Consider the following 12,619-nt stretch of genomic DNA (forward strand, 5'->3'; position numbering starts at 1 on the left):
ATCTTTTGACAACTAACAAAAGATGTTATTTAAAATTGTAAAAATCATGGAAATCGTAATTATCGGAGGCGGTTTTGCAGGAATGAATCTGGCAAAAGAACTATTGAATCAGGATGGAGTACATGTTACTTTGGTTGATAAAAATAACTACAATTTTTTTCCACCACTTATTTATCAGGTAGCAACTGCCTATTTAGAGCCATCAAGTATCAGTTATCCATTTAGAAAATTTTTCGCAGGAAAAAAGAATCTTCAGTTTCGTTTAGGCGAATTAATCGAAGTGGTTCCTGCCGAAAATAAAGTAATTCTTAGTAATGGCGAATTAAAATACGATCAATTGGTTTTTGCAACAGGAGCAGAGACGAGTTATTTCGGAATGGAAAACGTACGAAAAAATGCGATTCCGATGAAAACCCTGAACGATGCCATCGTAATGCGTAATACGCTTTTGAAAAATCTGGAAAAAGCAGCGATTACCAAAGATATTCGTAAACGTCGAAAATTATTAACGATTGTAGTTGCCGGTGGAGGACCTACAGGAGTAGAAATTTCGGGAATGTTTGCCGAAATGCGTAAAAATATCCTTTTAAAAGAATATCCTGAACTGGAGACTACCGCCAGTAATATTTATCTGGTGGATGGTGCTCCGGCATTGTTAACACCAATGAGCAAGCAGTCCCAGGAAGATACTTATAAAGCTATTACCGATTTAGGTGTGGTAGTAAAATTGAATAATAACGTGGTGGATTATGTAGATGATATGGTTCATTTTGCCAATGGAGAAACCATTCAGACTAAAAACTTAATTTGGGCAGCCGGAGTTACAGCGCGCGAATTTAAAGGGCTTCCTGCTGATTCTTACGGACGTGGAAAACGTTTAAAAACGGATGCCTTTAATAAAATTGAAGGAACGGCTAACATTTTTGCTATTGGCGACACCTGTATTCAGTTTAACGATGAAGCTTTCCCGGGCGGACATCCGCAAGTAGCTCAGGTTGCTATTCAACAAGGAGTCAATTTGGCTAAAAACTTTAAAAATGCTATGCAACAAAAAGCTTTGGTTCCTTTTAAATATATTGATAAAGGATCGATGGCTATCATTGGAAAAGCAAAAGCGGTGGTTGATTTGCCAAAACCAAAAATGCATTTCAAAGGTACATTTGCCTGGATGATTTGGTTATTTATTCACCTTATTTCGTTGATTACATATCGAAATAAAGTAAAAACATTCTACAACTGGATGATTGCTTATTTCGCCAAAGACAATTCTCTGCGAATGATTATCCGTCCGGATAAAAAGATAAAAACAGAAGATATTGTAAAATAATTTTCTGCTAGAATATCAAAACCGATGCAAAATGTATCGGTTTTTTTATGTTTAGTTTTTTGCAATAAGAAATGGATTACTTTGAACAAAGTTGTTATATTTGGAGAAAAAATAAAAGCAAACAGTAAAAACGAGTTCCTTTTTTACGCTTTCAAAATCAAACTAAATGGTCATAAAGAAAAGTACAATCAGAATTAGAAAGATTTTTTTAAGTGTGTTTGTTATCACAAGCTGTTTGCTAATGATTGATTGTTCATCTGTAAAATCAGAGCAGAAAATTTGTAAAAATCCTTAAATCTGTGGCTAAAAAACTTAAATATTAATCAAATAACTTTCTTTGTATATTTTTTGATACACATCTTTACTAAACATATACAATTGAGATGGTTTTTTAGAAACACCAGTTTGTTTTTCATCCAGCGCAATGATGTATTTTTTGGTAATTAATTTTCTTCTGAAATTTCTGTTGTCAATTTCCACGCCCAAGATAGCTTCAAAAGTATCCTGCAATTCTTTGATGGTAAATTTATCCGCCAACAATTCAAAAACAATCGGTTTGTGTAATACTTTTTCTTTCAAATCAGCATAAGCTTCATTGATGATTTTTTGATGATCAAAACCCAGTTCCGGCAATTGATTCACCGGAAACCATTTGGGTTTATAAGGATTGTTTTCCAACTGAAAAGCATCTGTAGGTAACAATACATAATAAGCGATTGTTATGGTTCTTCGGTTGAAATGCTCGTTTTCGGCCCAAATAATATCTTTTTCATTCTTTAATCGGTTGGGGTCGCCAAAAACCTTGAATTGTTTTTTATATAAATGCTCTAAACCGGTCAATTCTTTCAAAACCCGATTAGCCGTATCGTCAATAGTTTCATTTTCAAAAGTGTGAAATCCTCTCAAAACATAATCATTCACCGCAGGAACTTCTGAATCTTCTAGTTTTAAAAATCGTTCAATAAGTAAAACATTTAAGGATTTGCTGTTCTTGTCAAATCCAAAAATAACACAGTCAACAGAGATATTAGGGATTATTTCGGCCTGGATATTTAAAGTGGTACTCATTCGTATCAGATATAAAACAGTTTAGTAATTGTACAAATTTAACGATAAATTTTTAATAACAGCTTTCATATACTTCTTTATTTTTATTAATAAACGTTTTATAAACGCTATAATAATTAACTTAGAATTTCTTTTTATTTAATAATTAAACATAGTATATCTGTAATATATGTTTTATAATATTACAAAATATTAAAAAAATAGGCTATTTTTTTGTTTTATATTAAAATAAAATTATACATTTGAAAAACAATAGTCAAAATGACGTTTAATAAATTTTCATTCTAAAACCGGAAAATAAGCATGGAAAAAATTAGTGAATTAGGTTATCCTTATGTGGTTAAAAACATTTTTTGGATGATGGTTGTATGTAGTATGATGGTGAAAATGAATGCACAAGTGGTGATTACTAATTCTAATTTTTCACTCGGAACTACAGGTCGAATAGGAGTAGGACTTTCGCCAAACGGAGAAGGGAATATGTGGAAACCTTTAAATCTTTCGGGACAGGGGTCTTTAGGAGGTCGTATGGAACAAACCGATTATATCGATTTATTGCCGGCGATTCATTTTACACCTAAAAAAATTGGTAGTGACAGTACTAATGTTACCTTTCAGGTGCGATTAGGGATGTATTCGGCTAACGGACAATTTGTTGGCAATGTTAGCAGTCGCTCTAATAACGGACTGACTTTTATTCTTCCGGAAGCTTATATAGAAGCAACTAATATTCTGGGAAGCAAATGGTCGGCCTGGGCGGGCTCCCGTTTTCGCCGTTATGACGACATTCATATTAGCGATTATTTTTATTTTGACGACCATTCATCACAAGGATTTGGAGTAAAATATAAAAACACCGAGTTGACGATGTTAATGCCTGCATCTGCCGATTCCACCAATGTTTATCCTTATAATTACCAAATTACAGTAGCAGGAGCAACAAACCCGGCTATTCGCCAACGTATGGTTTGGATTGGAGAACAAAGTATTCATTTGCAAAATAAAGCCGTAATTAAACTTTTAGGAGAATTTCATTATGTGTCTAAAAATTCCAGTGAAGCCTCTAAAAATTTTCCTTCTGATAAAGGTTGGGTGGCCGGAATCAAATACAGCAACCCTTTTAAAACAGTTAAACCGGGTTCGTTTAACCAAATTTCTGCCCGTTTCGGTACCGGGATTGCAAATGGTGGAGACAATGGAAACACTTTTACCTGGGCTACTTATGGCGCACCGGATGAAAACGGAAAATACACTAATGCGTATTCGTTTACAGCGGTAGAACATTTTTTGTTGAATTTATCCAACAAATTCAGCATCAATGGTTACGGTGTTTTTACCAAAAGTAAAGGTGGCTCGGCAAGCAGCAATACCGACGAATATTTTAATGGAAACCAACTTTATAATCAAAAAACGGATTTTGTAATGGGCCTTCGTAACTTTTTTTATGTGACCAATTGGTTCCATTTAATTCAGGAAGTGCATTATGCCGTTAGAAAAGACGGTGATAATCCCGAAGCCAGTATGTGGAAATTTTCATTAGTACCTACCATCGCGCCATTAGGGAACAGAGATCCCTGGAGTCGTCCTCACATTCGCTTAGTGGCTACTGTTGCCCGATACAATGATTATGCCCGCGACCATAATTATTCTCCTTTTTTACAAATTAATCAAAAGCGCTGGGGATCTTACATTGGTGTAAAAACCGAATGGTGGCTTTTTTAAAACGTAAACAATTCATTACGTAAAAAATAAACAACAAAACTTAAATCCATTTTTTAATTAAAAGAAACATACAATATGCCTGATTTTGGAACTTCAATTTTATCATTTATACCTTTCTGGACTGCAGAAGGAGGAGCTTTTGCTATCAAAAAAACCGCCGAATATGGTTTTGATATGCTCGAAATCAATTTACCGCACTCTTTAGATTTTGATGCCAAAAATGTTAAAAAGCAATTGGACGAACAGGGAATTCAGGGACGTTGTGGTTTTAATTTACCTAAAGATTGCCACATTCCTTTTTACCCGGAAAAAGCGACCGAAACCATCAAAAAAGCAATTGATAAAGTTGCCGAAATGGATGGTGATTTTTTAGGAGGTGTACTGCATTCGGCAATTGGAACATTTACAGGAAATCCTTGTACAAAAGATGAAAAAATAATTATTGAGCAGGTATTAAGCGAAATAACCAATTATGCTTCTAAACAAAATATCACAATAGCTATTGAACCTATAAACCGCTATGAAAGCTACGTTTATACTTCGGCAGTTGAAGTTTTAGATACTATTGAAAGAATTGGAAATCCAAATTTAGGATTACATCTGGATACTTTTCACATGAATATCGAGGAGAATAATTTTTACAATCCGGTGATTCGTGCCGGTAAAAATTTAAAACACATTCATATTACCGAATCCGACAGAGGAATGATCGGAGAAGGAAACGTGCATTGGGATGATTTTTTCAAAGCTTTAGCCGAAATTAATTATCAGGGATCGTTGGTTTTAGAGAATTTTTCCTCTCAAATTAGTGAATTAATCGGACCAACATCTCTATGGAGACCTTCTAAATATACTTCGGAAGATTTAGCCAAAGGAAGTCTGAAATTTATGAAAGAAATGGTTAGTAAACATTATAAAAACAATTTACACAATACTTTATCACACACAAAATAAGAAACTATGGAGACAAAATTGAAAGCAGTTTGTTTTGGAGAAATCCTTTTTGATGTATTTCTGGAGCATAAAAAAATTGGCGGAGCTCCGCTTAATGTTGCCACCCGACTAAAAGCCCTTGGTGGAGAAGTGGCAATGATTAGCGCAGTAGGTGACGATGCTAATGGTGAAAAATTAGCAACTTATCTAAACAATTTAGGGATTAATACTGATGGAGTTGCCGTAAAAAAGAATTATCCAACGGGAATTGTAAATGTAATTTTGAATGAAAAAGGCAACGCTTCATACGATATTCATTATCCGTCAGCCTGGGATAAAATCGAAAACTCTTCGATAAATACCACTATTGTTGAGAATGCCGATTTTTTAGTTTACGGAAGTTTGTCCTGCAGAGATGCTGTTTCCAAAAATACTTTAGCCGAATTATTGGCTGTGGCCAAATACAAAATTTTCGATATCAATCTGCGTGTGCCACATTATACCAAGAAAAACATTCTGGATTTGTTGTATGCTGCTGATTTTATCAAATTTAATGATGAGGAACTTTACGAAATCTGCGAAGGTTTGGGTTCTGAAATTAAATCATTAGAGCAAAATATCATTTTTATTGCCGAAAAAACCAATACTGATACCGTTTGTGTGACCTTGGGAGCTCATGGTGCTATTTTGTATTACAACAAAAAATTCTACCGCAATTCCGGATTCAAAGTAAATGTGGTTGATACCGTAGGTTCGGGAGATTCCTTTTTAGCGTCCTTAATCACGCAATTGCTTAGCGGAAATAATCCGCAGGATGCCATCAATTTTGCCAGTGCAATCGGAGCAATTGTAGCACAGCACGAAGGAGCAAATCCAGTGATTTCAACTGCGGAAATCAAAGATTTTTTAGATGGTTTTGAACAACAAAAAAGAAATTCTGAAAAACATTTTAACCAATAACCTAAAAACCAACAACATGATGCCACTTGAAAAAACAACCGTCATCGCTGATGAGAATCACGTTCAGGAATTAATTGGGATTAGCCCGCTGGATACCACCGAAAAGAAACATTCTACCGTAAAAAAAATAGCGGTGGTGAGCAAAGAATACGCTTTACAATTTGTTATCATCACGACCTTATTTGCGCTTTGGGGAATAGCCAATGATTTAACCACGCCAATGGTTTCGACCTTTAAAAAAGTAATGCCCGAATTGTCGAATATGCAGGCTTCTTTAGTTCAGTTTGCTTTTTATTTTGGCTATTTTTTTATGGCTTTGCCGGCAGCTTTGTTCATTAGAAAATACAGTTACAAATCCGGAATTATTTTAGGACTTCTTTTGTATGCCACTGGCGCTTTTTTATTTTATCCGGCGGCGCATTATCAAAGTTATACATTTTTCCTTTTTTCGTTATGGATTATCACCTGCGGATTGGCGTTTTTAGAAACGACATCCAATCCGTTGATCCTTTTTTTAGGTCATAAAAAAACAGCCACACAACGATTAAATTTTGCACAGGCATTTAATCCCGTTGGTGCGATTACAGGATTAGTGATGGCGCAGTTTTTAGTAATCAAAGAAATTAAGTCCGATGATTATTCCCCTGAAGCTTTCAAAGCTTTAACATCAACCGAATTAGCCGCTATCAGAGAAAATGACTTAGGAGTTATCAGTATTCCTTACATCGGATTAGGACTTTTTGTTTTGGCAATTTTAATTGTTATTTGTTTCACCAAAATGCCTAAAACACCACACGAAGACAAGATGTCTATTAGTGAATCTTTTAAAAAATTATTTATCAATAAAAATTACAAATACGGTGTTGTTGCCCAGGCTTTTTATGTGGGAGCACAAATTATGTGCTGGACATTTATTTTTCAATATGTCGATAACATCAACAAAACTTTTGGTTTAGAACTCACGGCAACCTATTATAATATTGCGGCAATGCTATTGTTTTTGTTAGGAAGATGGATTGGAACAGCTATTATGAAAAACACAAATCCTTCTAAAATATTGATGGTATTTGGAATCGGAGGTGTCATTTGTGCAGCGGGAGCTATTGTATTACAAGGAATGCCGGGATTAATTTCTCTGATTTGTATCTCTGTTTTTATGTCGATTATGTTCCCAACGATTTACGGAATTGCCTTAAAAGACATGGGTGACGAAGCTAAAATTGGTTCCGCCGGTTTGGTTATGGCCATCGTAGGAGGAGCTTTAATGCCTGTTTTGCAAGGAAGTATTTTAGACTGGGGTGGTTCGGGATTCTCGGATATTAAACTTTTCGGATTTATCCCTGAAGTAAATTTTTCGTTTATTTTACCACTAATTTGCTTAGCTGTAGTAGCCTGGTACGGAAAAACAACTTATAAAACCGCGAAATAAAAAATATTTTTTTTCAATCATAAAACCGGTATAAACATCAGTTTGTATCGGTTTCTTTATTTTTCGAAAAAATTAAAAATCAGCTAAAAAGGGAAGAAGTAAGGAATAATTAAGGTTGCCAAAATCCATAAAATAATATTTAACGGAGTTCCTACAACTAAATAATCTTTGAATCGGTAGTTACCAGGAGTATAAATCATCGTGTTAGTCTGATAACCCATTGGGGTCATAAAGCTCAGTGAAGCAGCAAAAGCGACTGCCATTATAAAAGGGCGCGAATCAATTCCTAATTCAAGTGCGGTTTTGATAGCTATGGGAGTAAGTATTGCTGCTGTTGCATTATTAGACATAAAATTGGTAGAAAGAAAGGTCAAACCGAAAAAAACTGACAAAAGCACCTGAGGACCAAATGTTCCGAGCGTTTTTACTAATCCTGATGCCAATAATGTTGCCGTGCCTGTTTTTTCCAAAGCGGTTCCTAGTGACAAAATTCCGGCCAACATAAATACAACTTTCCAGTTAATGGACTGATAAGCTTCTTCGGTTTTTAAAAATTTCAGCGCAATTAAAACAGCAACTCCTACAGTGGCCGTGAGTACAATAGGAGCAATATGAAGCGCTGCCGAAGCAACAACAGCAGCAACAATTGAAACAATGTAGAGCATTTTTTTTAAATCAAAAGGACGATGATCTGTTTCCGAAATAATTACTAAATCATCACTTTTTTTCAATTCTATCATCTCTTCTTTAAATGCCGTAATAAGCAAAACATCTCCGGCTTTTAATTCAACTTTACTAAAACTATCATAAAGGATTTCATCACGATGCCTAATTGCCAGAACATTGGCTTCTTCAAAACGTTGACGAAAATTGTATTCTTTTACCGTTAGATTTTCCATCTTAGAACCACTCGGAATAAGAGCTTCTACTAAAATAAGATCATCTTTGAGCAAATCTTCATCTTCAATTTTTTTATCCGCTTTCAATTTAATGCCTTCATAGTCCAATAAGCTTTTAAGTTTTTCAATATCACAACTTATTTTAAGCACATCATAAGCCTGTAAAACAAGTCCCGGAAAAGGAACTAATGCTTTTTCGTTTCGAATTACCTGAATAATATTAATATCTATAAGCTTGACTAATGGCGATTTTTTTATTGTACCACCAACAGATTTTGCTTCGGGTAATAAAATAATTTCAGTTACATACTGACTGATTCCGTATTCTTTGGCGAGAGAATTTTCTTCTTTTCGATTAGGAAGTAGCCAACTGCCGAAAAAAGTCATATAAGCGATTCCTACAGCTAAAAAACACAATCCGGCCGGTGCCATTTCAAACATAGCAATAGGCTTAAGACCTTCATTTTGAGCAATACCACTTACCAAAATATTAGTAGAAGTTCCAATGAGCGTACAAATTCCACCAAGCAAAGCCCCGAAAGACAAGGGCATTAATAATTTTGACGGATTAATTCCGGTTTTTTTGGCTACATCAAGCGTTACCGGAAGTAAAATAGCCACAACAGCTGTATCATTCATAAAAGCAGAAAGTGTTCCTGAAATAAGCATAAGACTCACCATAGTTAGCAAATAACTTTTTCTACCAATGAGATTAAGTAAAATAACAACTCTGCTTAATGCACCTGATTTATAAACAGCTGCACTTATGGCAAACATTGCTGTTACGGTGATTGTTGCCGGATTAGTAAACCCCGCAAAACCTTCCTGAGGAGTCAAAATACCGCTAACCATTAATAGAATCATAACAATAACAGACACTGTATCGATACCAAATTTTTCAGTTACGAATAAATACAGCGTCAATACCATGATAACTAAAACAATTATTATTTCTAAGCTCACAATATTTTTTTTAAAATTTCTACTTATAAAAATAAGAAAATAAAGTAGAAATTTCTTTGATATTTGTTGCGATACAATAAAGTTTATGAAACATATATGGATGAAAGAATCAAAAAAAGAGAAAAAGCAACAAAAAAACAGGATTTTCAACCTATTGAAGTTTGAACTATAATTTATAAAAAAACAAATAAAACGTCCAAGAAGTTGTTAACAATTTTAATATTTTTTTGTAGGATATAAAAAAACCCCATATTTCAGGGGTTTATTTTTAGCTTTTTACTTCATTTATTAATTTACCATTAATAAAATACTGTACAATCCTTGTATTTCCTTTTGATTTAAACAACGTCCTTATATAATTTCCATTAAAAAGACGAACAGACCCCGAAATATATGTATCATCTTTTAAAATATAATCATAATTCAACAAATACGTTGAAACCATCTTTACAGAATAAACTTTACAATCAGTCGGTAAAGTATAAACCAAATCAGTATCTAAATATTTTTGCTCGGTCAAATCTGAAACCAAATTAGTTTTAACTTCTTTCGAAACTAAAATATCAGGATAATACTCATTTACTTTTTTAATCAAATCATATTGTTCAAAGCTTATAACTTCGGTTTTTTGAATATAAGCTTTAACTTTTTCCTGAGAAAAACCAAAAGAAGTAACAAACAACAGTAATAGTGTAATTTTTTTCATAATATAAAATTTAGTAGGTTATTGTTTAATAAGATTTTCCAAACATTGTGCCAAATTAAGAAATTACTTTGTCTTTTTCCTAGAGAGAATTAATAATTAACTACATTTTCAAACTTTGGCTTTATTTAAAATTTATATTGTGTTTTTCCTAGAGAGAATTAATAATAAACCTGTTCTTTTAAAATAAACAAACCCCCAATTAATAAGGGGGTTTATCTATTACGTATTTGTCAAAATATTGACGTCCTAAATATTTGCCTGTTTTTCTGTTGTAAATATTCATATAATGATAATCATATCCTATTTTTTTACAATAATTGTGTGTATAAAAAATTGATTTCACAAACTGTAATTCTATAGGATGATAATTTTGCTTATCCTTATGAAAGATAACAACACGATAAGGAGTAGGGGTATTATTAGCCATAATTTAACCCATTAAACCCACAAAGGCAAATCAGAAACAACTTTATAACCTTTTGCAAAAATCATAGTAGCACCCGAAAGCGACCAACCCGAAAATAAAACAGGAAATTCAGGTTCATCATTAGAAAAATACAAAGAGGGATAAGAACCATCACGAGTTTTAAAAACCGACAATTCATTATCTAAAGTTAAATTTCCATTAACCGAAAATCTCATAAAATAACAAGTATTACTATTTACCCCCAAACAATTAGGCTGATCGTTTCCATAAGGAATACCATTTAAAAACATAACATTATGAGGGATAAAAGTAAAAACATTTGCAGGATAAAGCGTTTTCATTAATGACTTCAAATATTTCAAATCATCAGTATCAGCAGCCAAAGGCAAATCAGAAGGACCCGAATCTAATGCAGCACCAAACTTATAATTTTGTACATATTCATTATTATAACTGAATTGTACTACTGTTTGAGATTGTAAAAAAGCATAGGGCGGAATGCTGGACAAATCAACCATATTAGCATTAATAAATCCTAACATATCCGTATTCTCAAGATTGTCAATACCCACGCAAAATCTTTGAATGTTATTTTGATAGATTGCAAAAATGAAAAATTCCTCATCTATACCATCAACAGTAAAACGGGTTGTCGTTCCGTCATCCTCAAAAATTACATTTTTCGCTTTAACAATACCGTGACGATTAACGTACTGTACATAATTGTTTTTTTCTTCTGTATTCATAATTATTTGAATAATGGTAATTTATCTAAATATTTTTTGTCTAAATACTTTTTAACATCGTAGTTTAAATCTCGTCTTGTTAAAACATAATACAACTGTACTATAACTTTTTGTTGACCTGAATTAACAATAGGTAACAAAGCTAAATAAGCTTTTTCATCGTTTTCAGTCCATGAACTAGGATTTGACAACCAAGTCCATATACTAGCTTCTTTATTTAAAACATCTGTTCCAAATGCTACTGCAATATCCCTAGCAATATTATGATAATAAGTATTAGTGGTTATCTTATTAAGTTCCTGTAATTGTGTTACAGGATTTTGTACAGCAGAAGCCAAAACTTTTTCCTGTTCTTCCTGTTTATTAATTAAGTCCTTTGTTCCTGCATCCTGAAAATAACGCATTATGATAGGATAACCAATAACCAAACCTAACAAAACCAACCAATAACGCTCAACAGTAGCCAAAAAACCGCCATTATCAGACGGTTTTTTTGAATTTCTATCGATAGCCATATTTAACTATTTTTTTTTGAAGATTTTCCAAAGTAAACCAACCGCAGCCAATCCACCAACCACTAAAACAATCATTTTGTTGTTCGTGTAAAACTCTTTTAACTTTTCCATTTTTTAATATAATTTGAATTAATAATTTACTTTCTTTTGTTCGATTTCTTTAGACTGTAAGCGACAAAACAGTATAAAAAAAAAGCAATACAGGCACTAAAATAATGTTGAATTTTCGACCTTTTTTAAGGTTAACAACAACCCCGTTAAGTTCTTTTATATCAACTAAATCAAAAGCATCTAAAATGTCAGAATCTAATACTTTTGCAGAATCCGCACCGTTTTCATGCTTTATAATTGCTTTTACTATTGAATAAATCAAATCGAAATCAACTACTTTAAAAACAGCATCGGAAGAAATTCCCGCACCTTTTGCAACAGCATTAATATAAGCTTCTGTATTATTTTCTTTTGGCGGTGCAAACTCAGTAATTAATTTTCGAACCGTGTTTTTTCCTTTTTTTATATCGTTGAAAATATCCAAGATTAAAGCACGAATACCGAATTTCATTTCTTTAAACTGCTCAAATTTCTTATCCGTATTTTGCGATAAAGCTAATTTTCCTTGCCAAGCGATTGAGGTATATATTAAATTCCCTGGGTTGTTGTTCCGAACACCTCTAGCCAAATCGGAACGACCTAAAAAACTACTCATCTTTTACCTCTATTCGTTTTTTAACCGGTGTTTCTTCATTGCCTAAATCAATTTTGTCTAATTCATCGGCAACAAGTTGCAAACCTTTAATAACAGCAGTAAAAACAGCAGCGTATTTTATAATTACTCCTATGATTGAAATAATTCCTTTTAAGTTTTTCATAATCAATTAGTTTTTGAGTTTTTTTCTTTTCTTTTTTCCTTTAGGTATTCGAACC

13 protein-coding genes are annotated in these 12,619 nt (G+C 33.2%); 5 read left to right on the forward strand and 8 right to left on the reverse strand.

Annotation, left to right across the window (positions count from 1 at the left end):
- Positions 1–46 precede the first annotated feature (46 nt).
- On the forward strand, positions 47–1,327 hold the full coding sequence (locus H599_RS0107935) for an NAD(P)/FAD-dependent oxidoreductase (RefSeq protein WP_026713646.1): 1,281 nt from the start codon (positions 47–49) through the stop codon (positions 1,325–1,327).
- Between the two features lie 312 nt (positions 1,328–1,639).
- Here H599_RS0107935 and H599_RS0107945 read toward each other — a convergent pair whose 3' ends face one another.
- A complete protein-coding gene (locus H599_RS0107945) occupies positions 1,640–2,395 on the reverse strand; it encodes an NUDIX hydrolase (protein ID WP_035141332.1) in 756 nt (251 codons plus the stop codon).
- 303 nt (positions 2,396–2,698) lie between these two features.
- Between H599_RS0107945 and H599_RS0107950 the strand changes: the two genes are divergently transcribed.
- From H599_RS0107950 to fucP, 4 genes are all read left to right on the forward strand, one after another.
- Positions 2,699–4,117 (forward strand): carbohydrate porin, encoded by a 1,419-nt coding sequence (locus H599_RS0107950; protein ID WP_081810532.1) that lies wholly within the window; start codon positions 2,699–2,701, stop codon positions 4,115–4,117.
- Positions 4,118–4,192: 75 nt separating this feature from the next.
- Positions 4,193–5,071, forward strand: a complete 879-nt coding sequence (locus tag H599_RS19365; protein ID WP_035141333.1) for a sugar phosphate isomerase/epimerase family protein — start codon at positions 4,193–4,195, stop codon at positions 5,069–5,071.
- 6 nt (positions 5,072–5,077) lie between these two features.
- A complete protein-coding gene (locus H599_RS0107960; RefSeq protein ID WP_026713649.1) occupies positions 5,078–6,010 on the forward strand; it encodes a carbohydrate kinase family protein in 933 nt (310 codons plus the stop codon).
- Between the two features lie 16 nt (positions 6,011–6,026).
- Entirely contained in the window at positions 6,027–7,439 is a 1,413-nt protein-coding gene (gene fucP, locus H599_RS0107965) for an L-fucose:H+ symporter permease (RefSeq protein WP_245600502.1), read from the forward strand.
- Positions 7,440–7,522: 83 nt separating this feature from the next.
- Here the strand turns inward: fucP and H599_RS0107970 are convergent, their stop codons facing one another.
- The 7 genes from H599_RS0107970 to H599_RS20770 form a co-directional block, all read right to left on the reverse strand.
- The gene (locus tag H599_RS0107970; protein WP_026713651.1) at positions 7,523–9,301 is read right to left on the reverse strand and encodes an SLC13 family permease; all 1,779 of its coding nucleotides are present in this window, start codon (positions 9,299–9,301) and stop codon (positions 7,523–7,525) included.
- Between the two features lie 268 nt (positions 9,302–9,569).
- On the reverse strand, positions 9,570–10,007 hold the full coding sequence (locus tag H599_RS0107980; protein ID WP_026713652.1) for a hypothetical protein: 438 nt from the start codon (positions 10,005–10,007) through the stop codon (positions 9,570–9,572).
- 199 nt (positions 10,008–10,206) lie between these two features.
- On the reverse strand, positions 10,207–10,434 hold the full coding sequence (locus H599_RS0107985; RefSeq protein WP_026713653.1) for a hypothetical protein: 228 nt from the start codon (positions 10,432–10,434) through the stop codon (positions 10,207–10,209).
- A gap of 11 nt (positions 10,435–10,445) precedes the next feature.
- Entirely contained in the window at positions 10,446–11,180 is a 735-nt protein-coding gene (locus H599_RS0107990; RefSeq protein WP_026713654.1) for a hypothetical protein, read from the reverse strand.
- A gap of 2 nt (positions 11,181–11,182) precedes the next feature.
- Positions 11,183–11,695: a hypothetical protein gene (locus tag H599_RS0107995; RefSeq protein WP_026713655.1), complete on the reverse strand. Its 513-nt coding sequence runs from the start codon at positions 11,693–11,695 to the stop codon at positions 11,183–11,185.
- A 160-nt stretch (positions 11,696–11,855) separates the two neighbouring features.
- Complete coding sequence (locus tag H599_RS19370; protein ID WP_051590677.1) at positions 11,856–12,401, reverse strand: hypothetical protein; 546 nt, start codon at positions 12,399–12,401, stop codon at positions 11,856–11,858.
- Positions 12,394–12,564, reverse strand: coding sequence for a hypothetical protein (locus H599_RS20770; RefSeq protein WP_155960761.1), 171 nt, complete (start codon positions 12,562–12,564; stop codon positions 12,394–12,396). The genes H599_RS19370 and H599_RS20770 overlap by 8 nt, the downstream gene beginning before the upstream one ends.
- Positions 12,565–12,619: the final 55 nt, after the last annotated feature.

The organism is Flavobacterium daejeonense DSM 17708, from assembly GCF_000425425.1.
Lineage (GTDB): Bacteria > Bacteroidota > Bacteroidia > Flavobacteriales > Flavobacteriaceae > Flavobacterium > Flavobacterium daejeonense.

Bases quoted from the DNA above. Each gene is read 5' to 3' on its own strand.
- H599_RS0107995 (WP_026713655.1), bottom strand. From the start codon at position 11,695: ATGGCTATCGATAGAAATTCAAAAAAACCGTCTGATAATGGCGGTTTT.
- H599_RS19370 (WP_051590677.1), bottom strand. From the start codon at position 12,401: ATGAGTAGTTTTTTAGGTCGTTCCGATTTGGCTAGAGGTGTTCGGAAC.
- H599_RS0107990 (WP_026713654.1), bottom strand. From the start codon at position 11,180: ATGAATACAGAAGAAAAAAACAATTATGTACAGTACGTTAATCGTCAC.
- H599_RS20770 (WP_155960761.1), bottom strand. From the start codon at position 12,564: ATGAAAAACTTAAAAGGAATTATTTCAATCATAGGAGTAATTATAAAA.
- H599_RS0107950 (WP_081810532.1), top strand. From the start codon at position 2,699: ATGGAAAAAATTAGTGAATTAGGTTATCCTTATGTGGTTAAAAACATT.
- H599_RS19365 (WP_035141333.1), top strand. From the start codon at position 4,193: ATGCCTGATTTTGGAACTTCAATTTTATCATTTATACCTTTCTGGACT.
- fucP (WP_245600502.1), top strand. From the start codon at position 6,027: ATGATGCCACTTGAAAAAACAACCGTCATCGCTGATGAGAATCACGTT.
- H599_RS0107945 (WP_035141332.1), bottom strand. From the start codon at position 2,395: ATGAGTACCACTTTAAATATCCAGGCCGAAATAATCCCTAATATCTCT.
- H599_RS0107935 (WP_026713646.1), top strand. From the start codon at position 47: ATGGAAATCGTAATTATCGGAGGCGGTTTTGCAGGAATGAATCTGGCA.
- H599_RS0107960 (WP_026713649.1), top strand. From the start codon at position 5,078: ATGGAGACAAAATTGAAAGCAGTTTGTTTTGGAGAAATCCTTTTTGAT.
- H599_RS0107980 (WP_026713652.1), bottom strand. From the start codon at position 10,007: ATGAAAAAAATTACACTATTACTGTTGTTTGTTACTTCTTTTGGTTTT.
- H599_RS0107985 (WP_026713653.1), bottom strand. From the start codon at position 10,434: ATGGCTAATAATACCCCTACTCCTTATCGTGTTGTTATCTTTCATAAG.